The organism is Ruegeria sp. AE3 (assembly GCF_056542225.1).
In genome coordinates this window covers 982375-1004619 of record NZ_JBQFZL010000001.1, presented here as the reverse complement: position 1 = coordinate 1004619, position 22245 = coordinate 982375, and the positions used below count along the sequence as shown (strand labels likewise).

Sequence of the window (22245 nt, the reverse complement as noted above, 5' to 3'; positions counted from 1 at the left end):
GATGTTTGATCTGGGCTGGACCGAGCTTCTGGTCATCGGCATCGTTGCCCTGATCGTTGTGGGGCCAAAGGACCTGCCGGTGCTGTTCCGCAATGTCGGACGTTTTGTCGGCAAGGCGCGCGGAATGGCGCGCGAGTTCAGCAGCGCCATGAACGAGGCCGCCGATCAGGCCGGAGTGAATGAGATCAAGAAAGGTCTCAACGCTGCCGTGAACCCTGTGGGATCGGCCATGGACGGTGTCAAGCAAGCCGCGCAGGAGATGGCGAAAAGCATCGATCCGACAAAGTTCGACCCTGACAGCGAAACGGGTAAACTGGCGGCCGAGCGGGCCGAGCAGGCCAAAAAGGTACAGGCATCAGCCGCCCGTGCCACCGCCGAGCGCAAAGCCAAAGAAGCAGCCGATGCGCTGGCCAAGGCAGAAGAGGCCGAAGCCGCGCTGAACACTGAAAGCAAGACATGAGCAAAACCGACGAGATTGACGATTCTTCGGCCCCGTTGATCGAACATCTGGCCGAACTGCGCACACGGCTGATCCACAGCGTTGTGGCGTTTCTGATCGGTATGATCATCTGTTTTTCAGTGGCGACGCCGATCTTCAATTTCCTGACCAATCCCCTGTGTGACGTTCTGGCCGAGCGCGGGCAGGATTGTGGCCTGATCTTCATCTCGCCACAGGAAGGGTTTTTTGTTGCAATCAAGGTATCCCTCTTGGGCGGGTTCATTCTGGCATTTCCCTATATCGGGATGCAGATGTGGCGCTTTGTGGCACCGGGCCTCTACAAGTCCGAGAAAAACGCGTTCCTGCCATTCATGCTTGCTTCGCCCTTTATGTTCCTCCTGGGCGCAAGCTTTGCCTTCTACGTTGTCACGCCTCTGGCCTATGACTTTTTCCTCGGGTTCCAGCAATTCGGGGCTGAGGGTGAAGCCGTGGCCGATGGGGTCAGCGCGGCACCGCTGAGTGTGGTGTTTCAGGGCTCAGCCCAGGAATATCTGAACCTGACGATCAAGTTCATCGTGGCCTTTGGATTATGTTTCCAACTGCCGGTTCTCCTGACTCTTATGGGGAAGGCAGGACTGGTCAGTGCCGAGGGGCTGGGCGCTGTTCGGAAATATGCGGTGGTCGGCATTCTGGTTCTGGCCGCAGTCGTCACACCACCGGATGTCATTACGCAGATCATTCTGTTTGTGGTGGTGTACGGTCTGTACGAGATTTCGATCTTCCTGGTCGCGCGAGTTGAAAAGAAACGCGAGGATCAGTTACGCGCTGACGGTTACTACGATGATGAAGCGGAAGCGGATGATGACCTGATGCAGGAGTTCGAAGACGACAAGTAAGTCTGCCGACGAAACCAAAAGGGCGCGCCATCCAATGGCGCGCCTTTTTCATTGGAAACTCTTGTTGTGCCAATTGGAACGTGCTTTGAACCCCTCAAGACAAAACCGGAGGCCCACATGGATGACCAAGCCCTGAACCGTATCGCCGAGGCGTTGGAACGCATGGCACCGGCTCCTTTGGTGGCGCCTGATTTTGCCGTTGCTCCAGCATTTGTGTGGCATGTCGAACCGGAACGACTGGAACCTGTTACGCAAGTCAACCGGGTCGATCTGGATCTTCTGGTCGGCATCAATCGCTCTCGCGACACGTTGATGGACAATACGCGCCGGTTTGCAGCAGGGTACAAGGCAAATAATGCGCTGCTCTGGGGGGCGCGGGGGATGGGAAAGTCGAGCCTTGTAAAGGCCGTGCACGGCTCACTGAGCGCTGATTACGCCGATCTAAAGCTGGTCGAATTGCAGCGCGAGGATATGGGAACGGTCGCACGGTTGCTGAACCATCTGCGCGCAGCACCCTACAGGTTCATACTGTTTTGCGATGACCTGTCGTTCAGCCACGATGACCAGCATTATAAATCTCTCAAGGCTGTTCTGGATGGCGGCATTGAAGGCAGGCCGGAAAATGTGGTCTTCTACGCCACTTCGAACCGCCGCCATCTGATGCCGCGGGATATGATCGAAAACGAACGGTCCAGCGCCATCAATCCTTCCGAGGCGGTCGAAGAAAAAGTCTCGCTGTCGGATCGCTTCGGCCTGTGGCTTGGGTTCCATCCCTGCGATCAGGACGAGTATCTGGCGATGATCGACCGCTATTGCGCCGCCTATGGCGTTTCCGTTGATGCACAGACCCTGCGCGCCGAGGCAATTGAGTGGCAAGCCACGCGCGGGTCGCGCTCTGGCCGTGTCGCTTGGCAATTCTTCGTCGATCTGGCCGGGCGCAACGACGTGCATATCGTCTGATCCCGGCTTCACCTGGCTGCAAATATCCCCGCCAGAGGCATGGCCCGTCAGGGCCATTTCCTAAAGAAGTGCCAGAATCCGTGCAGCTTCATCCTTGGTGCTGTTCAGAACGCTCCGGTCTTCCCCGGGATGAAACCGCGCGCGGACGGCCGTAGGCATCGGCGCGGGTTCGACAACCGAAACCCGCGGACCGGTGCGTTCGGTCTCGACGGCCCAGCTGCGGGCCAGAGCCATCTGCGCGGCCTTGGTGGCACCGTAGATGCCATAAAACTTCTCGCCAGCCTTTGGATCGTCAAAAAACACCGCATGGCCATTCTCGCCCAGAAGGGGTGAGACATAGGGAATCAGAACCGAGGTCGCGTTTGCATTTGTGTTGATCGCCTTGGCCCATTCCTTGGGGTCAACAAAATGCACCGGTGTCAGTGCTGATGTGTGGATGGCTGTGTGCATCCACAGGTCGACCTTACCCCAACGGTCATGGATGCCACGACACAGGGTCGCCATGGCGTTTGGATCGGTGATGTCCATGGGGGCCAGAGTGGCTGACCCGCCCTTCGCCTTGATTCGGTCGTCCAGCTCTTCCAGCCCGCCGGTGGTTCGGGCGACGGCGACGATATGGTATTCAGGTGCCAACGCTTCGGCCAGCGCAGCGCCCAACCCGCGAGAGGCCCCGGTGATAAGGGCGATTTTTGTCTGATCGGTCATGGCTGCGGTTTGAACCCCTGCGCGAGGGGCGTCAAGTCGCGATTAGCTGCCGGGAATGGCGATCCGCTTGGTCTGGCCGCTTTGTCGCAGCATGATTCCCTGTTCATCAATTGCAACTACCATGCCCGAGGCGACACGGCTTCCGGGTTCAACCTCTTTCACGCGGCCCGATGACAGGCGTACCAAGGCGTGCAGATCGGTTTTGGGCCCGAACACACCCAGGACAGAAACAGAGTTCTTGTTTAACGCGCCCTGCTGCGTGGCCGCGCTTTTGACATTGGTGTTTGACATGGTCCGTGGCCCGGCGTGAGTTCCGAACCCCTTATTTGTGTGAGTGGTTGCGGTCCGATAACAAAACGATCAGGTAAGCAAAAGACCCTCACAGACACGACGCTTCACGACGTAGCGACCCTTTTGTTAGCCCTTGTGATCGTGCAAGATTCACCGCCGGGTTGTGGCAGATTTCCACTCATCGGCGGAATAGTTTAGATGCGAGCCATACTTAACAGGGCTGTCCTATCTGTATGTCGAACGGTTTGATTCGCTGTTTGAACAGAATCCAGGCGTGCCATAAATGGGTGGGGTCTTTCAGCCTGAGGCGAGTTTGGCCGCATTCCAGGACCCGCCCGGAACCTGCATATCCGCGCGTTTCTGGCTGACACGGCTGCTGTTTTCCAGACTGTCCAGGTAATCCGCGCTGACGCTGCCGGTAATGTAATTGCCGTCAAAGCAGGAACAATCAAATCCTTGGATGTCCGGGTTGCCTTCCTGGGCGGCCCAGATCAGGTCCTCCAAATGCTGATAGAACAGCGCATCGGCGCCCAGCTCTTCACGGATCTCTTCGATCTCTTTGCCATTTGCGATCAGCTCGGCCTTGGTCGGCATGTCGATGCCATACACATTGGGGTATTTGACCGGCGGCGAAGCGCTGGCCACATAAACCTTCTTTGCCCCAGCGTCGCGGCACATCTGAACGATCTTTTTGATGGTGTTGCCCCGCACGATGGAATCGTCGATCAACAGAACGCGGTGACCTTCGAATTCCAGCGGAACGGCATTCAGCTTGCGGCGCACGGATTTCTGTCGCTCGGCCTGACCCGGCATGATGAAGGTACGCCCGACATAGCGGTTCTTCACCAACCCCTCGCGATAGGGGATGCCGGTGATTTTAGCCGCTTCCAGTGCCACGGGGCGGGCGCTGTCGGGTACGGGAATGATCCGGTCGATTTCCAGGCCCGAGTCCTGAATTTGTTTCGCCAGCGTCTGTCCCATGCGCATCTGGGTTTTATAAACCGAGACTCCGTCCAGCAGTGAATCCGGACGTGCCAGATACACATACTCGAAGATACAGGGCGTCAGCTTGCCTTCGACCGCCTGAAACTCGTGCATGTTGCCTTTCAGGTCGATCAGGATGGCCTCGCCCGGGCGCAGATCGCGCAGCTTCTCAAAACTGTTGATGCCAAAGGCCACGTCTTCCGAAGCAAAGGCATAATCGTCCCCCTGACCGTCGACATTGCGCTTTGCGACCGACAGGGGCCGAATGCCATATGGGTCGCGGAACGCCAGCATGCCAACACCAGCCACCAGACAGATTACCGAGTAGGCACCTTGAACCCGCTCCATCGTCATCTTCACACCGGCAAAGATGTTTCGGATCGGATCCGAATTGCCGTTCACCTTGATGGCGTCAGCCACTTTGTCGGCCAGCACGTTCAGCAGGATTTCCGAATCCGATGTGGTGCGCAGGTGGCGACTATATTTCCCGGTCACTTTCTCGCGCTGTTCCGCTGTGTTGGTGATGTTGCCGTTGTGAACAAGATAGATACCGTAGGGTGCGTTCACGAAGAAAGGTTGCGCTTCGGCCGCGCTGAGTGATCCGGCCGTGGGATAACGAACATGACCCATGCCGATATGACCCAGAAGGGTTTCAGCATCCTGGGCGTTGAACACGTCCTTGACCAACCCATTGGCTTTCTTTTCCCGGAAGAATTCGCCGTTGTAGGTCACGATCCCGGAGGCATCCTGACCCCGGTGCTGCAACATCAGCAACCCGTCATAGATCTCAGCAAAGACATCATGTGTCCGGCTTGCGATTCCTAAAATCCCACACATTTAAGGGGCTCCAACTTCTATGACGATTTCATTCGAGGATTGACCGCAGTTCGGCACCGGACTTTCTGCATCTTCAGCGCGGAAATGTTCGCTACGCAGGAACAAGACGCCGTTAGGGCGACCATCACTGCGATCAGCGCGCATTCATACAGAAAGTACAAGATCGGTGGCTCCGATTCCGTGGCGGGTTGGCCCCCACATAATGCCTATTGGCGTGGCTGTCATCAAAGGATCACAATAGCCAAATGCCGCAGGCCAAGTTTGCGCATGTCGATGTAGAAAAACGAAGATGGTGACATGCGCAAACATATGTGCTGTCATGCATTTGATTGCATACATAACTGCTAAATCTCAGCACCTCGGGGGGACCTGAATGTGGCAACATAAACCTCCTCACAAGAACCAGGAACGGATCAGGCAGCGGTGCCATCGGTGCAGGGGATTGGGGCGCGCGTCGTGCCAGATCTGTAACGGAGCAGGCGAGGTCGCCAAAAGCAGAGATATCTTTGGAAAACCGGTTTTCAGTCGATGTGACGGATGCTTTGGCTTGAAAACAATCCGCTGCACCGTGTGCGGTGGAGAGGGGTTTGTCTGATCTGCAGCAAAAAAGCCCGGCAGCGCCGGGCTTTCATGAATTGGTGAACTGCCTATCAGCCGTTGGAAGGCGCAGTTGTTGCCGGTTCAGCGTTTCCTGCCGTGCAACTGGCGACCAGCTGTTCATACTGAGTCGTAACCCAGCCCAAAGCCGCCTCGGGGTTTTGTTCCTCAATCTGGCCGCTGAACTGTTCAAACACCTTGGCCGACCGGCTTTCATCAACAATTGTGTAAGACTGGCCGGTCATGACGGTGTCGTAAACGAAGAATGCAATCGCAACCAGAAGGATGCCACGAGCGATGCCGAAGAACAGCCCCAAAGCCTGATCCAGGCCGCCAAGGGCCGAACGCTGAACCAGCGATGAAAACAGCGGTGTGAAGATACTGACCACGATCAGCGCCACCGCAAAGACCGCTGCAAACCCGGTGATCACAGACAATTCACAACTGTCACGCAAGAAATCTCCGACGACCGGGATTTCCTTGACCAGAGGTACAGCCTGCGGGGCGAAGATGAACGCCAGAACGGCCGCCGCAACCCAACCCGCGATGGCCAGAACTTCGCGCATGAAACCACGCGAGTAGGCCAGCAAGCCTGACAGCACGATGATCAGGGCAACTACCCCGTCGATTATTGTAAAACCTTCCATGGCCCTCGCCTGTTCTTTTTCTGCCCCTCAAGGCGCGACTTTAACCTGCTCCGAAGGTTTCGCCAACAAACCCCACCAAATCAGAGGGTCGGGTGAGTGTCAGACCTGCCACAGTACCGGTTTTGCCACCTGCCGGAGCTATTGCCGCTGTGAAACCAAGTTTTTGTGCTTCTTTCAACCTGTTTTCTGTCTGCGGAGCCGGTCTAAGTGCCCCTGACAGCGAGATTTCCCCGAAAACGACGGTGTCTGCGGGCAGGGCTGTGTCTTCGCGTGCGCTCAGCAATGCAGCAGCCACGGCCAGATCGGCGGCGGGTTCACTGACTTTCAACCCACCGGCCACGTTCAGATAGACGTCGAGACCCGCAAAAGGAATGCCGCAACGCGCTTCAAGAACGGCAAGGATCATCGCCAACCGCCCGCTGTCCCATCCCACCACTGTCCGGCGCGGCTGTGAATGGGGGGACGGGGCGACAAGGGCCTGCAATTCGACCAGAACGGGCCGTGTGCCCTCAATCCCGGCAAAGACGGCAGAGCCTGGGCTGGGCGTACCGCGTTCCGACAGGAACAAGGCCGAGGGGTTGGTGACCTGCGCGAGCCCTTTGCCCGTCATCTCGAACACGCCAATTTCGTCGGCGGGACCAAAGCGGTTCTTGACCGCCCGCAAAATACGAAACTGATGGCCGCGCTCGCCCTCGAAATACAGAACCGTATCGACCATGTGTTCGACAACACGGGGGCCCGCAATCTGGCCATCCTTGGTCACGTGTCCGACCATGATGATCGACACGCCGTGCCGTTTCGCAAAGGCGGTCAATTCATGAGCAGCCGCCCGGACTTGCGACACGGACCCCGGCGCGCTGTCGACATTGTCGGCCCACATGGTCTGGATCGAGTCGATGATCGCCAGACCGGGTTTCTCGGCTTCAAGCGTGGTAAGAATGTCGCGCAGGTTGGTTTCGGCAGCAAGTTGCACCGGCGCATTTTCCAGCCCAAGGCGGCGCGCCCGCATGCGAACCTGCGCACTGGCTTCTTCACCCGAGACATAGATCGTCTTGACGCCAGCACGGGCAAATCGGGCAGCCGCTTGCAGCAGCAGGGTGGATTTACCGATGCCGGGGTCGCCGCCCACCAACAGGGCAGATGCGGGAACAAGCCCGCCACCAAGCACCCGGTCCAACTCTTCCACTCCGCAGAGTGTGCGGGGTGGCGGGGTTTCCTCGGTCGACAGGTCGGTGAGCGTCATCGACCGCCCGCGTTTCGAGCCCAGCGATTTCTTGGCTGGGCCTGCCGACAGAGGTACGTCCTGGATGATCGAGTTCCACTCGCCGCATCCGTCGCAGCGGCCCGACCAGCGGGAATGGGATGCGCCGCAGGCGGAGCAGGAGAAGGTTGGTTTTGCCATGACGTCTTGGTGCCCGAGGACGGGCGGTTCTTCAAGCCCTTGCAGGGCTTTCCTCTTCGTCAGCGCCCTATGTCCGGGCGTTGGTTTTGCAGTGGCGTTCGGTGAGAATGCCCAAAGCGATGGAGGCAAGGATGCAGGCGGTGAAAAGGTAAAGACCCCATGCGGTCTCAACAGTGGCGTAAGAGATGCCTTTGGCCAGCGTGATGTATAGCGCGATCAGGAATATGTCGGCCATCGCCAGCTTGCCGAGGATGTTGAGCGCAGGCTGCACACGGGCATCCAGCAGGTTCCATTGGATCAGCGCCGTGCCGATGGTTTTGATGTAGGGGGCGAAAAGGGCGAAGATGGTGACGACCAGCGCAAGGAAGATGTCGGATTTCCAAAGCGACTGGAGGCCGGTGATGACGCTGATTTCGCTAAGGCCAAAGATCGGCAGAAACCCTGCGCGCATCAGCGGGGCGAACCACGCGATGGGGTAGAAAACCAAAAGTGACAGGGTTGCGAAACGCAATATCATGGCGGCCAACGCTATTATGTTTGACCGCCTGACATTACGGTGTTGGATCGTGGGTTCAAGGATGCTTGTTCAGTAGTTTATCTTGCGCGCTTCATACGAGCCATCAGATTGGTTTTGAGAATGAACTGATGGAACAAGGCGGCCAGGAAATGCAAGACAATCAGAACGAGCATTAGCGTTTTCAGGATCTCATGCACTTCGGCGGACGCTGCTATCCCACCAAACCAGGCCAGGGCACCTGAGGCGGGCACCAATACCATCAACGCATAGAGTGAGAAGTGCGTGGCATGCGCGGCGAGCTTCATCGCGGCTGTTTCTTTATCCGGAAGCGGTGGCGCGCCGCGGGTCAGGCGCAATGCAATCCGCCAAATCGCGAGTGCAAGGACAAGCAACCCTCCGAGCACATGGAGAGCAACTGGTGCTTGAATAGAGATAGGCAATCCGCGTTCGAATTGATCCCAGGCATCAGACATCGGCTCGTGAAAGAGAAACTGAATTGCGATCAGAACGAAAATGACCCAGTGAAGGGCGATTTGCGCGCGAGAATACGAAGTGGGCATGGGGAAGCTCCGACAAACTATAACGTTGCTCTGGTTTAACGCGAAACTGTCAGATTTCCGTCGATGGTTTTTTTTGATTTATTTGTCCAGCATCACTGCCATCACCGCACCGCCTCAATCGGCCCCTCGGCACTCCCGCTGATAAACTGTTCCACATAAGGATCACCCGAGGCATCCATTTGACCGACTGGTCCAGTCCACTGAATGACGCCTCCGTGCAGCATCGCCACGTTGTCGGCAATGGCGCGGACGGAACTCATGTCGTGGGTGATGGTCATCGCGGTGGCGCCCATCTCTGTCACGATTTCGCGGATCAGGTCGTTGATGACGCCGGACATAATCGGGTCGAGGCCCGTGGTGGGTTCATCAAAAAAGATGATCTCGGGCTCGGCGGCGATGGCGCGGGCAAGGCCCACGCGTTTTTGCATGCCACCTGACAGTTCTGCCGGAAAGCGGTCCGCCACGTCCGATTTCAGGCCCACGCGGCGCAGTTTTTCGATTGCGATCTCGCGCGCTTCTTCGGTGGGGCGTTTCAGGGATCCACGCAGCAGGCGGAAGGCGACGTTCTGCCAGACGGTCAGCGAGTCGAACAGCGCACCGCCCTGAAACAGCATGCCAAACCGCGCCAGAAACGCGTCGCGGTCGCCTTTGGACGCGTCTTTGCCGTCGACATAGATCATGCCGTTGTCGGGTTTGATCAGACCCAGGATACATTTCAGGGCAACAGATTTCCCGGTGCCCGAGCCGCCGATGATGACCATCGAGGTTCCTTTGGGAATCTCAAGATTCATTCCACGCAATACGTGGTTGTCACCAAAGGCTTTTTCTACGTTCTCCATCCGGATCATAGTGAGAAAAACACCCCTGTGAGAACAAAGTTTGCGGCGAGGATCAACACGGCTGCGGCCTCGACCGACCCTTTGGTTGCGCGACCGACACCCTGTGCGCCGCGGCCCGAGTTCATGCCGTAATAGCAACCCATGATAGCCGCGATCACGCCAAAGGCCGCGCCTTTGACCAGAGACGATACAATGTCGCGCATCTCAAGGAAATCGACGGTGTTTTTCAGATACGCCGCCGGGTTGAAGCCCAGGTTCTGCGTGGCGACAGTGTACCCGCCCGCAATCCCGATAACGTCACCTACGGCGACCAGCGCAGGCACGGTGATCAGGGCGGCCAGTACACGCGGAGAAGTAAGGTATTTCATCGGATGAGTGGAGAGCGTGACCAGAGCGTCAATCTGTTCGGTCACTTTCATCGTGGCGATCTCGGCCGCGATGGACGAGGTCACGCGCGCGGCGATCATCAGGCCGACCAGCACCGGGCCAAGTTCTCGCACCATGCCGATGGCGACAATCTGGGGCACGACGGCTTCGGCGTTGAACCGCGCACCGCCCGCATAGATTTGCAAGGCCAGCGCGCCGCCGGTGAAAATGGCGGTCAGGCCGACGACGGGCAGGGACAACCAGCCGATATTCAGCAGGGCCATCCCGAATTCACGCGGATAGAAAGGCGGGCGCAAGATGTGCGACACTGCATCAAGCGCGAACAGGGCCACCCGGCCAAAGGCCGCAAGCAGGCCCAGCACGGTGCGGCCCAGCCCCCCCAGCGCGCTGATTGGGTTCATTCGACGTAGCCCCGCGAATAGCGATTGCCCATTGATGTCAGGATTTCATAGCCGATCGTACCAGCGGCCTCGGCCAGATCATCAACGGTTTGATGACCGTTGAGAATGCGCAGACGCTCCGGGTCTTTCGGCAGGTCTGTGACGTCCACGGTGATCAGGTCCATCGAGATACGTCCAACAACCGGGCAGGGTTGGTCGCCCGCAAATGTGTCGATGCCGCCGCCAATGGCGCGATGCAGGCCATCTGCATAGCCGGCAGCAACAGTGGCGATCCGGGATGGCCGTCGCGCCACCCAGGTGTTTCCGTAACCCACGGTCTCGCCCACGGCCAACCTACGCACCTGAATGACGGGAAGGTCAACGGTTACGACCGGTTTTGCACCGGCAAAGGGCATGCCACCGTAAAGGCCGATGCCTGGGCGACAGAAATCGAAATGAAACTCAGGCCCCAAAAGCATCCCGCCCGTCGCTGCCAGAGAGCGCGGCGCGGCGACCCCATCAGTCATCTCGCGGAAGGTTTTCAGTTGTTGCTGGTTCATCGGATGGTCCGGCTCGTCCGAGCAGGCCAGATGAGACATGATGAGCGCCGGGTTCAAGGCTTCGGCTTTGGAGCGCAACTCTGCCCAGTCGGCAGGTTCAAGACCAAGCCGGTTCATGCCACTGTCCAGTTGGATACCAAACGTGTGGTCGGGCAGGGCCTCTGTGTGGCGTTGAAACTGTTCCGGCGAGTTGATCAGCGGTATCAGGTCGTTGCCGCGCAGCAGATCGGCATCGCCCTCCATATGTCCAGAAAAAACGAAAATCATCGAGCCGGGGCCAACTGCCTCGCGAACGGTTGTGCCTTCTTCTGCGGCAGCCACGAAAAACTTGCGAACGCCTTCTTCTGCCAACGTGTCGCTGACAGGTCCTGCGCCCAGCCCATAGGCATCCGCCTTGACAACGGCGCCGGTTTCGACCCCGGTTTTCGCGTCGAGTGCCCGCCAGTTTCTGGCGAGTGCCTGAAGATTGATCGTCAAACGTGCAGTACTCATGGGACTGTTCATGACATTGCGCCGTCCAAGGTCAAGAGGGAAAGGGCTTTTTCCGCGACAGATTGCACCCATCAAACGACAGATACGGCGGAAAACACCCAAAAAAGCAGGCATTTTGGCGACTTACTGCTGTGTTAAGCGGTTTTCAGGATTGTCTTCACATAGGTGTTAAAGTGATCTTGTGAACAAGATCGTCCCATCGCGGCAATAAACGGTGCTGCGGCATATGCCGAGGAAATCATGGATTTTTATACCGATCAAACGCCAGACCAGTCCGAAACAGCCCGGTTTTTCGCAGAAGTTTTTTCGGCGTCGGAAAGCCCGGACGATGGGGCTGTTATCGAAGCTTTCGTGCAAGAGTTGATCGATACCACCCCACCACAGGATCTGATGGTGTGCACCGCGCGACGCGATCAGGTGTTGCTCGGCTGTGCCATCTTTTCCCGAATGCTGTTTCCACAGGATGCGCGCCGGGTTTTTATCCTGTCGCCAATGGCTGTCAGAACAGACAAGCAAAAAGCCGGGATTGGACAGGTTTTGATCGCGTATGGTTTGGATTGCCTGCGGACATCAGGCGTGAACGTGGCGCTCACCTACGGTGATCCCGCTTACTATCGAAAAACAGGTTTTGAACAGATTTCTGAGGCCACTGCACAACCGCCGCTGAAGCTGAGCCATCCGCATGGCTGGCTGGGGCAGTCGCTGGATGGTCAGGCCCTTGCGCCATTTGGCGGCCCGTCGCAATGCGTGTCTGCGTTGAACAATCCGACGCTTTGGTGAGTGCGGGGTTCAATCTGTCAGAAAACAGGCGGGCGGACCCATTCTCGGCTCGCGCACCAGATCCTGAATGGCGCGAAAGGTTCAGAGAACCTTTTTTGCTTTGCCAGCAATCAAATGAAGGTCAGGAAAACCCAGGCAAGGCTGTCCTTTCGCGATCAATAACCTTCGATCTCGCCACCCTGCTGCCAGGGCTTGACCAGATTGCCAAACCGGGTGAATTGCGCCTCGAATGACAGCTCGACCGTGCCGATTGGACCGTGGCGCTGTTTGCCAACGATAATCTCGGCCTTGCCGTGCAGGCGTTCCATGGCCTGCTTCCATTCTTCCATCTTCTCAAGCTCGTGATCGCCGGGTTTTTCACGTTCTTTGTAGTATTCTTCGCGGAACACGAACATCACTACATCGGCGTCCTGTTCGATCGAGCCTGATTCACGCAGGTCAGACAGCTGTGGACGTTTGTCGTCGCGGTTTTCGACTTGGCGGGAAAGCTGCGACAGGGCAATCACCGGAATGTTCAGTTCTTTGGCGATTGCTTTCATGCCCATCGAAATCTCGGCAATCTCGTTAACCCGATTGTCGGACATGCCGCGGCACAGTTGCAGATAGTCGATCACCAGCAGGTCCAGCCCATGCGTGCGTTTCAACCGGCGCGCGCGGGCGGCAAGCTGAGAAATCGGAAGGGCGGGCGTGTCGTCGATAAAAAGCGGGCAGGCTTCAAGTTGTTTGGCCGCATCCACGAAACGGCGGAATTCGGCCTCGGTCATGTCGCCCTGACGGATTTTGTGGCTGGAGATTTCGGACGCCTCAGCCAGAACGCGCCCGGCCAGCTGTTCGGCGCTCATCTCAAGTGAGAAAAAGCCGACGACCCCGCCGTCAATCGCGCCTTCGGAACCATCCGGTTTCAGACCGCGTTTGTACGCTTTAGCCACGTTGAAGGCCACGTTGGTCGCCAACGAGGTTTTCCCCATCGACGGACGACCCGCGAGAATGATCAGGTCCGAGGGGTGAAGACCACCCAGTTGTTTGTCGAGATCGACCAGACCGGTCGAGATCCCAGCCATGCCGCCACCGCGCTGGTAGGCTTCGTTGGTAACATTGACGGCTTCTGTGACCGCCTTGAGGAAGGACTGGAACCCCTGTTCGGTCTGGCCCTGCTCGGAAAGCTGATAAAGCTGTTGCTCGGCCTCGACGATTTGTTCTTTCGGTTCGCTGGCTACATCAACCCGCGCGGCCTTGTCGGAGATGTCGCGGCCCAAGCGGATCAACTCGCGCCGGATGGCGAGGTCATAGATCATCTGGGCGTAATCATGTACCGCAAAGGCACTGATCGACGCGCCGGCCAGTTTGACAAGATAGGCGGGTCCGCCCAGTTCCTTCAGGCCCTCATCCTCGGCCATGAAGGATTTCAACGTCACAGGCGAGGCCAGCGTGTTCTTTGCAATGCGTGCAGCGGCGACCTCATAAATGCGGGCATGAACCGGGTCATAGAAATGCTCGGACCCAATGATCGAAGCGACCCGGTCGTAAAGGTCGTTGTTCGTCAGAATGGCACCCAGAAGCTGCTGTTCAGCCTCAATGGAATGCGGCATGGTTTCGGCGTTCTGAATCTTTGCCGCTGCCTGCTCGATACTGCTGATCTCGTTCATTGCTGTTCTCTTGCCCCTTGGACAGAGGCCATAACGCAGCGCCCTGAGTCGGCGCAAATTGTATGTTTTCTGGGGATAGCCTGTGCATATCTTCCCACCCCATCATATTGCAGGATGGGGTAGGGCCCCGTCAACATGTTGTGGATGGAGCGTTGGGCTTACTCGTAATGTTTCTGAATGAGAAACGGTTTGCGCAACGTCAGTCTTTGTTCGCGTCCTGCCAGCCACGCGGGTCGTTCAAAAACGCCTCGACCCCGTCAAGTGTTTCCTGATCAAAGGCTTTTTGCGCCTTAGCCTCGGCCAGAACATCCCACCACGTGCAAAGGTGATGCAGCTTCACACCATGGTCGCTCAGCGTCTTCTCGGTTTCGGGGAAGATACCGTAGTAAAAGATCACAGCCGTATGCCCGCAGGTGGCACCGGTCTCGCGGATTGCATCGACGAAGGACAGTTTCGAACCACCATCGGTGGTCAGGTCCTCGACCAGCAACACGCGTTCGCCTTCGCTCATTGCGCCTTCAATACGCGCGTTGCGCCCATAACCTTTGGGCTTCTTGCGCACATAGGTCATCGGCAGCGCCATACGTTCGGCCACCATCGCGGCAAAGGGGATGCCCGCAGTTTCGCCGCCCGCAATGTTGTCAAAGGCTTCAAAACCCGCGTCCCGCATTACTGTAACGGTCAGAAAATCCATCAGCGTGGAACGAATGCGCGGGTAGGAGATCAGCTTGCGGCAATCGATATAGGTCGGGCTGGGAAGGCCACTTGCCAGCGTGAACGGCTCGCGCGCGTTGAAGTGGACAGCCTTGATCTCCAGCAGCATCCGGGCCGTCAGGCGAGCGATTTCAGTGCTATCGGGAAAAGAACTGGGGATCATGGCAGGACCTCGGCGATGAAATGATGTTTCGGGCTGATAGCCCGACCCTTGGCCCGGAGTCGAGAGCTGTTGGAACAAAAGAAAAGCGGACCCCCCTAAGGTCCGCTGTTTCCCGGGCAGTCAGCTATGCGAACACCATTGTCGCTGCGTTACCCTTGCCCGAACATGTTGACCCACCTGATCAGCATTGGTGCCAGACAAATCAGCAATAGGACAGGCATCATGCACATGGCCATCACGGCAGACATCTGCACAGGCAGACGGTTTGCCTTCTCCTGGGCGCGAAGCTCTCGGTCAAGCCGCATGTCAGTGGCGAACCGGCGTAATGACGCGGATATGCTGGTTCCGTACTGGTTGGATTGCAAAAAGGCGTTCGCGAACGAATTCATCTCGTCGATACCGACCCGGTTCGCCATATCCAGAAAGGCGGCCTGACGTTCTTTGCCTGCCTGCAACTCCAGTTGAAGAACCGAAAACTCCTGCGAGATTTCCGGAGCTGCTTTGGCCATTTCATGCGAGACCCGGATCATCGCCGCGTCAAAGCCCAGCCCGGCCTCGATGGCGACTTGCAACAGGTCGAGCGCGTTTGGCAGGCTGTGTTCGATGGCCCGGCGGCGTTTCTTTATTCGACGGCGCAACCACAGTGCCGGGCCATAAAAGCCCAAGACCATCAGTGCCGTCACGACCTGCATTGTGTTAACCCACGTAACACCCTGCAAAAGGTCGGCGATCCCTAACTGAACTTGCGTTTCGATTGGCAAAGCCATGGTTGCCACGAACGCGGCAGGCAACACAAACCCCAGGACGACCCGAAAGGTATAATATGTGCGAATGGCGTGCTTTTGCCGAATTCCGGCTTGTTTCAAAAGCTTGCCGATCTTGGAGCGTTCGCGTTTTGACGACGGGACAAAGGCCTTCAGCAACCCGTGCGGGTCGCTGTTGTCACCCTGGATAAGGTCAAAATCCTGCCCATGCCCTTGTGATACCGTCCCAACGCGCATGCGGCGTGCTGCCGTGTTTTCACTGGCCGTAAATCCGGAAAGGCCCATGACGACAAAAAAAACACTAAGGGCGATTCCGACCAACAGGATCAACTGCGGTGTGACGCGCGGATCGTTTAGTATGTCCTGAAGAATATCCATATCCCAATTCCCTTTAGAATCTGAATTTAACCAGTCGCTTCAGGATGAAACCCTGGGCAACTGTCAGGCCAATGATCACCTGGGCGAAATACGGAAACAGCGGATCGCTGCGTACGTCGCCGTAAAATGTTGGCGAGGAGACCTCGATCGAAAGATAAATGATGACCGGCAAAATCGTGAGGATAAGGCTGCTCAGGCGACCTTCGGCAGAGATTGCCTTGATCTTCTTTTGCATCGTGTGCCGGTCCCGGATGGTCTGGGACAGAATGCTTAGAACGCGAGACAGGTTGCCGCCGGTTCCATGCTGAATGCCGATACTTACGGCAAGGTATTTTGCATCCTCTGTTCCGACCCGTTGCGCAAAGTCGTGAAAGGCGGTCGCGACGTCATCACCATAGTTGATCTGGTCTTTGATGATGCCAAACTCTGACCCGATCGGATCCGGTAGATCAGAGGCAACGTTTCCAACCGTCACCGCGACGGGGTGGCCCACTTTCAGCCCCCGGGCCATCAGGTCTAACGCGTCAGGCAGTTGTTTCGTCAGTTTCTTCGCGCGGGCGTCTTTCACGGCGACCAGCAGGATGATCGGGCTGATGAGGCCGAAAACTGCGCTCAGAATGACCGCCAGTTCCAGGGCAAGGAACCGGGAGGCCCCGAAAAAGATCATCAAAACCAGAAGGGAGACGGCGAGAACCACCCAAATCGGGTTGACCGCCACACCAGCTTGCACAAGCAGACGGCGAAACCGCGTAATCAGCCCGGCTTTTTCACCAGCAGCCAGCATCGCCGGATCGCGGAGCAGCTGCAACACCTGATCCGTCGAAGCCCCGTTCTGGATCAGTTTCATACGGCGGTTTCTGGCCTCGCCATGCGTTTCCTTGCGCGCCAGAAGCTGGTGAACGCCTTCGTAGGCGAGCAGAATTCCCAGAAAAATCGAAATATAGATCAGGATGTTCAGTGTATTGGGCTGAAAGTCAATCATGATGCCGTTGCCCCGTGAATAAACATGTTGGTGTCCACATCAACACCAGCCGCTACCAGCTGGTCGAAGCATTTTGGCCGTATTCCGGTTGGCAGGAATTCTCCCAGAACGTCGCCATTCTCAGACTTGCCACGGCGTTTGAAGACAAAGATGTCCTGCATCGTGATCGTGTCGTCTTCCATGCCCGTGATTTCGGAAATACTGACGACCCTGCGTGTCCCGTCGCTCAGACGGCTGAGTTGCAGGACGATCTGAATGGCCGAGGCGATTTGAGACCGGATGGTTCTGACGGGCAAATCCGCCCCCAGCATCGTCACCATCTGTTCGACCCGGCTGAGTGCATCGCGGGCCGAGTTCGCATGTACGGTCGTCATGGAGCCGTCATGTCCTGTATTCATGGCCTGAAGCATGTCAAAGCATTCGGAACCACGGACTTCGCCGACAATAATGCGGTCAGGCCGCATCCTGAGCGCGTTGCGCACCAGATCCCGCTGCGTGATCACCCCTTGACCTTCCGAGTTGGGGGGACGGGTTTCCAAGCGAACGACATGGCTTTGCTGTAACTGAAGTTCGGCCGCATCTTCGATTGTCACGATACGCTGCTTGCCGTCGATAAAGGATGAAACGGCGTTCAGCATTGTTGTCTTGCCGGAACCGGTACCGCCCGAAATCAGAATGTTCAGCCTGGCTTCGACCAGCGCAGCCAGTAGCTTGGCTGCCTGTTCGTTCATGCTGTCCCGCTGGACCAGCTTGTCGATGGTCAGGGGATTGCGCGAGAATTTGCGGATCGACAACGCCGGTCCATCAACTGAACACGGGCGAATAATCGCGTTGACCCGGCTTCCGTCCTCCAGACGCGCATCGACCCATGGCTGGGATTCATCGATACGACGGCCGACCCGGCTGACGATTTTGTCAATGATCCGAAGCAGATGGCGTTCGTCGCGAAAGCGCACGGACGATTGCTCGAGCAGGCCAAAGCGTTCCACGTAGACCTGATCATAAGAGTTGACGAGAATGTCGTTGATGGTCGGGTCTTCCAGAAGAGGTTCCAGCGGGCCCAGACCCATCACTTCGTGAATGAGTTCATCAACAAGGGCTGTAAATGCCTCGGACCGTAAATGAAGGCGTTCGGCCTCGATCAGCCCGGTAACCAGCGCAGCGATCTGACGTTTCAGTTCGGATCGTTCGACCTTGTCGATCACAGACAGGTTCAGACGGTCGAGAAGCTCGCTGTGCAGGCGACTTTTAAGCTCCAGATGCGCTTGCAGGTCAACGTCCACCGGTTCTGGTGTTGCCTTGGATATTGGTACCTCGATTGGCCGTTCCAGAACCAACACATTCGACTTGGACGCGGCCCGGCGTGATTTGTACTCGTTAAACACGGCGATCTCCCATTATACAGTTTTTTGTGCGGCTGGCCGGGTGCCTTCGGACATGGACGCAGCCAGTTTCGTCAGGGCCTTGCCAAGGTCCGAATGCGGCTTCATGTCCACAATCGGTCGTCCCAGATCGACCGCGTTTCGCGCAATCTTGGGATTGTCCGGCAGCCAGTGCTTCAGTTTCGTTTCCAGCACCTTTTCAGCCTCGCGAACATGTGCAGGTTTGATCAACGTCTTCCGCTCGCGGTTCACGACAACCTCGACCGGCAGGGCCACGTTCGCCTCGCGATAGAAATCGATCAGGCGCCGGGTCTGGCGAACGCATGGAACCGTGGTGTCAGTTACCAGCGCCAGTTGGTTCGCGCGTTTGAAAATGGGTTCGACCCATTCCACAACGGCACAGGGCAGGTCGATGACAACATAATCGTACCGGCGCTGAAGCAGGTCGAGCATCCCTTCGATCAGGCCCGGTCGTATGGACTGAAGCGGAACCAACGGCGCGGGCGCGCACAACACATCAATACCGAGCGCGTGGTTCTGAAGGATCGACGTCAGGAAATGATCATCCGGCTCTTCCTGATTTTCGATGAGTTGGAGGCATCCCCCGTTATCTTCAAGATCGAGAAACACGTTCGCGTTTCCGAATTGCAGATCAAAATCCAGAAGCGCGACGCGGTTTTTCGCCTTTTTCCTCAGGAAGGATCCTTTCCCGCCCACCAGCGAGCAGGCAAGGTTTACCGCGACCGTTGACGCTCCGATCCCACCGCGGGATTTTGCAACCGGAATGACGGTGCCAAGGGCAGAGGGACCATTTTGAATGAATCCCTGCGGAAGTGATCGGGAGGAGATTTTTTCTGCTACCGCAGCTTTCAGCCCATCCTCATCAATGGACAGGGGCAGAACTTCGTCGATGCCGATTTTCCGCAACTCGCGGGCGACCGAGATCGAAACGTCATTCTGCGTCAGCGCGACAAATAAGGTGTCATCTTGCCGATGGGTCAGGAGGTCTTTGACGGCCAGAACCTCGCCCGCGTCGCAGGGGTCGATTTCGAAAATAACCAGGTCATGCTTGAATGCCAGATTGCGCGCCGTACCGTTCAACGCTTTGAACGAACCCGCATTCTCGGAGATTTCGTTGTTTTGACCGGCGGGAAAGGCATTGGCGACCACCTGAGCGACGGTTTCGCTTTCAGATACAAGCATGACGGAATGTGAATTGAGACTAGAAACGTTCTTAACCATTAACCTGACTCTCCTGATGCCAGGTCTTCGGCAGGCAGCGAAACGCTGAAATTGGAAAACCCGGCTGTTGAAGGAATTGTGCTGCTGGTCGCGCCTGCGGCGTTTGCAAGTGCGGCCAGCGGCGACACGAACTGAAAATCATTCAGGTTCAGCTCAACCGTGACCATGGGTGTGTAAGGGCCACCCAGGAAGCCCAGATTGGAATTGAAATCATAGGAAAACTGCAGGGCGTCAATCGTCGTGCCGGGGGGCAGCAACGGGTTGATGCGCCCCCAGATTTCAGATGCTGTGGCGTTGGCGGCGTCACCCGCACAAGGTGGCGTTACCGGGTCGGCACATACGCCAGCCGACGCACTGCATGGGGTGCCAAAGCGAGGGGACAACGCGGATGTTCCCCGCGTGTGGGTTTGTGGCACACCCGGACATGCCGCAGGGCGCACCACAGCGATGCGCGCCGCCAGCTGTGCCGCCTTCTGCGCGTTCACTCCGCTGTATGACAGCCGACCAAAGTCCAGCAATGCCAGGAACAGGAAGGAAAACAGGGACACCACCACGGCAAATTCAACAAGAACCCCACCATTTTGGTCGCGCAGCAACGTGTCCGCGACCTGGCGCCAGGTGGCGCGATTATTCCGCAACCATGTCATTGGCCAAATATCCGCGATGTGTCAGCGACGTCGGTGGTTATCGATGACGCGCCGCTGCCGAAAAGCTTCAGAATGCCCCCTAGCGGAAACTGAACGGTGATATTGGCGCTTACCTGACCGACAGGCGCCGGGTTCATGCGATACGTGCCGGACACGCAGGATAGGCTGGGCGTTACCGAGTTGACGGTTATGCTGGGCGGAAACAGGCTGTTGCCGTGAATGTCACGCTCGACAATCCCTTTCAGAGTTGTGCTGAGCCCCGCGACTGTTCCGCCAGACGAACAGATATCCGAGGGCGTGACGCGCGACATGTATCGGCTGGCATCCCGGACCCCGGCAATGACCGACTGGTACGACCACATAAGGCGTGCGGATTCCAGGGTTACCGCCAACAGCAGCAGCATAATCGGCATGACAAGGCCAAACTCGACAAGGATCGCGCCATCTTCGTTTTTGGCGAAGCGTTTGAAAGGGGATCTGAGGCGAATACACATGAACACTCTGCCCCTATCGATACAACTGTACGACGTCGCGAAAGATGCCGCCGAACCCGTTGCCGCCGCTGCCAACACCGGTCACATCGGGGAAACCGACGACCTCTCCGTGGATGTCGAAACTGGGGGGCGAGCCGCCGTCATCACCCACCGGTTCAGTCAGGAACACGGCAACAAATTTTGTGACTGGAACTCCGGTAGTCGAACCGGAAACCGGGTTTTGCGCGCAATCAACACCAGCAGCCGTAACAACGCGCCGCGCCGGGTCTTCGGACATCTGGCTGGAACACATCGGGCGTCCGGTTTCAGCAAGCGAAGGGTCCAGAATGGAGTTTGCGTTCGGCGGCGCGTGAGGGTTTGTATTTCCGTAGGCTATTTCCCTCAGATACATTCCGTACCGCGTCCCGGCGAAAACGGTATCCGACCCGGACAGCGCGGGCAGATGCGAGTCGCTGCCTATGCCGTCGGCAATCCCATCTGCCAGATCGTGGTTTCGATTAAGGTATCCGGTTCGATCCCAGTTGCCGTCGCCGAAACGGTTGTTTCCGCCGCATGTGCCCGCAGTCATGCACAGGTCGCGCCCCAGACCAGTTGTATCAGGGGTCGTCTGTTCATTTCCCTGAATGCAAGCGCCGCCACCGTTGCTTTCAATCCCCTTGATCACATTTGGTGCGGGCGCGAAATCGATGTTGTTTTTCTCACCGTTGAGAACCGAGCGGTAGATGTCAAAGCGGACGTTGAATGCAGCATTGGTAATGCCGTTTTTCTGGCCGGGTTCGGTGTTCAGACCATTGGTCAGAACACATTGGGTGATCTGGCTTTGCGCCGCGATCAGACAGGCCAGTTTATTGCCCCCTTCGTCGGCACACACACCCGAGCTGTCTTGGAAATTCGCCAGATCAATAAAGCCGAAGTTACCCGGTCCCCAGGCCGTTCCGTTGCCGCCGCTGCGCAACAGGATCTGGTCGCCCACAGTCAAAGTGGATTCCCAATTCGGGGGCAGGCAGAACATCAGGGGTGAGATATCGCACGCCGCTTTCGAGTATCCGGCCACTGCCTCGGCTGAAACGCTGGCAGCAGAAAACCCAGCCCCACCAAGCATTTTGTCCAGCGCCGAAGCCAGGCTCATCGTCAGGGATTTGGGTGTCAACACGACTTGCGCGAACCTGGCCTTCCGTGGATCAGTTGTAATATCTGCGCCAAGCGGGGTCAGATCCGATGCCGGAAGCGCCGAGTGAAACAAGAGGGTATAATCCGACGATCCTGAAAGCGTGGTTGCCCCGTTCGCGAAGGTCTGGCTGTCGCTGACAAGATTTGCTGCTGCATTTGTGGCGCGTGTAATCGCGTCTGGTTGGCCGTCCAACTCTCCCGCTGCGGCCAAAGCCACGTTGTCGGCAAATGACTGCAGCTCTGCATGTGTCGAATTCAACCGGCCAACGTCCAGCGTGATCGCAAAGAACCCGAGGAATGCGACCAAAGCTGTGCCCCACAGGATCGCGACGGTGCCGTTCTCCTCTTGGGCGAATGCGGATATGATTGCATGTGCTCGCATGGCTGAAC

General features: G+C 57.3%; 23 protein-coding genes. 4 read left to right on the top strand and 19 right to left on the bottom strand.

Going from position 1 to position 22245, the window contains the following annotated elements; all coding sequences use genetic code 11:
- Nucleotide 1 precedes the first annotated feature (1 nt).
- The 3 genes from tatB to ACR0NZ_RS04960 all read left to right on the top strand — a co-directional run bounded on the left by tatB (nt 2) and on the right by ACR0NZ_RS04960 (nt 2295).
- Nucleotides 2-460 (top strand): Sec-independent protein translocase protein TatB, encoded by a 459-nt coding sequence (gene tatB / locus ACR0NZ_RS04970; protein ID WP_267364187.1) that lies wholly within the window; start codon nt 2-4, stop codon nt 458-460.
- A complete protein-coding gene (tatC, locus tag ACR0NZ_RS04965) occupies nt 457-1335 on the top strand; it encodes a twin-arginine translocase subunit TatC (RefSeq protein WP_480473140.1) in 879 nt (292 codons plus the stop codon). Before tatB ends, tatC begins: the two co-directional genes overlap by 4 nt.
- A gap of 117 nt (nt 1336-1452) precedes the next feature.
- The gene (locus tag ACR0NZ_RS04960) at nt 1453-2295 is read left to right on the top strand and encodes an ATP-binding protein (RefSeq protein WP_480517281.1); all 843 of its coding nucleotides are present in this window, start codon (nt 1453-1455) and stop codon (nt 2293-2295) included.
- Nucleotides 2296-2355: 60 nt separating this feature from the next.
- Here ACR0NZ_RS04960 and ACR0NZ_RS04955 read toward each other — a convergent pair whose 3' ends face one another.
- The 10 genes from ACR0NZ_RS04955 to alr form a co-directional block, all read right to left on the bottom strand.
- Nucleotides 2356-3000, bottom strand: a complete 645-nt coding sequence (locus ACR0NZ_RS04955) for an SDR family NAD(P)-dependent oxidoreductase (RefSeq protein WP_480517279.1) — start codon at nt 2998-3000, stop codon at nt 2356-2358.
- A gap of 42 nt (nt 3001-3042) precedes the next feature.
- Complete coding sequence (locus ACR0NZ_RS04950) at nt 3043-3291, bottom strand: hypothetical protein (protein WP_480473134.1); 249 nt, start codon at nt 3289-3291, stop codon at nt 3043-3045.
- A gap of 297 nt (nt 3292-3588) precedes the next feature.
- Complete coding sequence (gene purF, locus ACR0NZ_RS04945) at nt 3589-5112, bottom strand: amidophosphoribosyltransferase (protein ID WP_480517277.1); 1524 nt, start codon at nt 5110-5112, stop codon at nt 3589-3591.
- 650 nt (nt 5113-5762) lie between these two features.
- Nucleotides 5763-6356 (bottom strand): CvpA family protein, encoded by a 594-nt coding sequence (locus tag ACR0NZ_RS04940; RefSeq protein ID WP_267364181.1) that lies wholly within the window; start codon nt 6354-6356, stop codon nt 5763-5765.
- Between the two features lie 40 nt (nt 6357-6396).
- Complete coding sequence (radA, locus tag ACR0NZ_RS04935) at nt 6397-7758, bottom strand: DNA repair protein RadA (RefSeq protein WP_480517275.1); 1362 nt, start codon at nt 7756-7758, stop codon at nt 6397-6399.
- 67 nt (nt 7759-7825) lie between these two features.
- Nucleotides 7826-8275 (bottom strand): paraquat-inducible protein A, encoded by a 450-nt coding sequence (locus ACR0NZ_RS04930; protein WP_480517273.1) that lies wholly within the window; start codon nt 8273-8275, stop codon nt 7826-7828.
- 77 nt (nt 8276-8352) lie between these two features.
- Nucleotides 8353-8835: a cytochrome b gene (locus ACR0NZ_RS04925; RefSeq protein WP_480473126.1), complete on the bottom strand. Its 483-nt coding sequence runs from the start codon at nt 8833-8835 to the stop codon at nt 8353-8355.
- 101 nt (nt 8836-8936) lie between these two features.
- Nucleotides 8937-9683 (bottom strand): ABC transporter ATP-binding protein, encoded by a 747-nt coding sequence (locus tag ACR0NZ_RS04920; protein WP_480473124.1) that lies wholly within the window; start codon nt 9681-9683, stop codon nt 8937-8939.
- On the bottom strand, nt 9680-10462 hold the full coding sequence (locus ACR0NZ_RS04915; protein WP_480473122.1) for an MlaE family ABC transporter permease: 783 nt from the start codon (nt 10460-10462) through the stop codon (nt 9680-9682). Before ACR0NZ_RS04915 ends, ACR0NZ_RS04920 begins: the two co-directional genes overlap by 4 nt.
- Entirely contained in the window at nt 10459-11493 is a 1035-nt protein-coding gene (gene alr, locus ACR0NZ_RS04910) for an alanine racemase (RefSeq protein WP_480517271.1), read from the bottom strand. The genes ACR0NZ_RS04915 and alr overlap by 4 nt, the downstream gene beginning before the upstream one ends.
- A 240-nt stretch (nt 11494-11733) precedes the next feature.
- Here alr and ACR0NZ_RS04905 point away from each other — a divergent pair, with 240 nt between their 5' ends.
- Entirely contained in the window at nt 11734-12273 is a 540-nt protein-coding gene (locus tag ACR0NZ_RS04905; protein WP_480517269.1) for a GNAT family N-acetyltransferase, read from the top strand.
- A 155-nt stretch (nt 12274-12428) separates the two neighbouring features.
- On the opposite strand, the gene ACR0NZ_RS04900 is transcribed toward ACR0NZ_RS04905, so the two are convergent.
- The 9 genes from ACR0NZ_RS04900 to ACR0NZ_RS04860 all read right to left on the bottom strand — a co-directional run bounded on the left by ACR0NZ_RS04900 (nt 12429) and on the right by ACR0NZ_RS04860 (nt 22237).
- Nucleotides 12429-13919, bottom strand: coding sequence for a replicative DNA helicase (locus ACR0NZ_RS04900; protein ID WP_480517267.1), 1491 nt, complete (start codon nt 13917-13919; stop codon nt 12429-12431).
- 199 nt (nt 13920-14118) lie between these two features.
- Nucleotides 14119-14796: an orotate phosphoribosyltransferase gene (locus ACR0NZ_RS04895; RefSeq protein ID WP_480473114.1), complete on the bottom strand. Its 678-nt coding sequence runs from the start codon at nt 14794-14796 to the stop codon at nt 14119-14121.
- Nucleotides 14797-14945: 149 nt separating this feature from the next.
- Complete coding sequence (locus tag ACR0NZ_RS04890) at nt 14946-15938, bottom strand: type II secretion system F family protein (RefSeq protein ID WP_480517265.1); 993 nt, start codon at nt 15936-15938, stop codon at nt 14946-14948.
- A 13-nt stretch (nt 15939-15951) separates the two neighbouring features.
- Nucleotides 15952-16920, bottom strand: a complete 969-nt coding sequence (locus ACR0NZ_RS04885; RefSeq protein WP_480473110.1) for a type II secretion system F family protein — start codon at nt 16918-16920, stop codon at nt 15952-15954.
- Nucleotides 16917-18305, bottom strand: coding sequence for a TadA family conjugal transfer-associated ATPase (locus ACR0NZ_RS04880; protein ID WP_480517263.1), 1389 nt, complete (start codon nt 18303-18305; stop codon nt 16917-16919). Before ACR0NZ_RS04880 ends, ACR0NZ_RS04885 begins: the two co-directional genes overlap by 4 nt.
- A 12-nt stretch (nt 18306-18317) precedes the next feature.
- Nucleotides 18318-19505, bottom strand: a complete 1188-nt coding sequence (locus ACR0NZ_RS04875) for a CpaE/TadZ family protein (protein ID WP_480517261.1) — start codon at nt 19503-19505, stop codon at nt 18318-18320.
- Between the two features lie 38 nt (nt 19506-19543).
- Nucleotides 19544-20191: a TadE/TadG family type IV pilus assembly protein gene (locus tag ACR0NZ_RS04870; RefSeq protein ID WP_480517259.1), complete on the bottom strand. Its 648-nt coding sequence runs from the start codon at nt 20189-20191 to the stop codon at nt 19544-19546.
- Entirely contained in the window at nt 20188-20685 is a 498-nt protein-coding gene (locus ACR0NZ_RS04865) for a TadE/TadG family type IV pilus assembly protein (RefSeq protein ID WP_480517257.1), read from the bottom strand. Before ACR0NZ_RS04865 ends, ACR0NZ_RS04870 begins: the two co-directional genes overlap by 4 nt.
- 13 nt (nt 20686-20698) lie before the next feature.
- The gene (locus tag ACR0NZ_RS04860; protein ID WP_480493051.1) at nt 20699-22237 is read right to left on the bottom strand and encodes a pilus assembly protein TadG-related protein; all 1539 of its coding nucleotides are present in this window, start codon (nt 22235-22237) and stop codon (nt 20699-20701) included.
- Between the last annotated feature and the right edge of the window lie 8 nt (nt 22238-22245).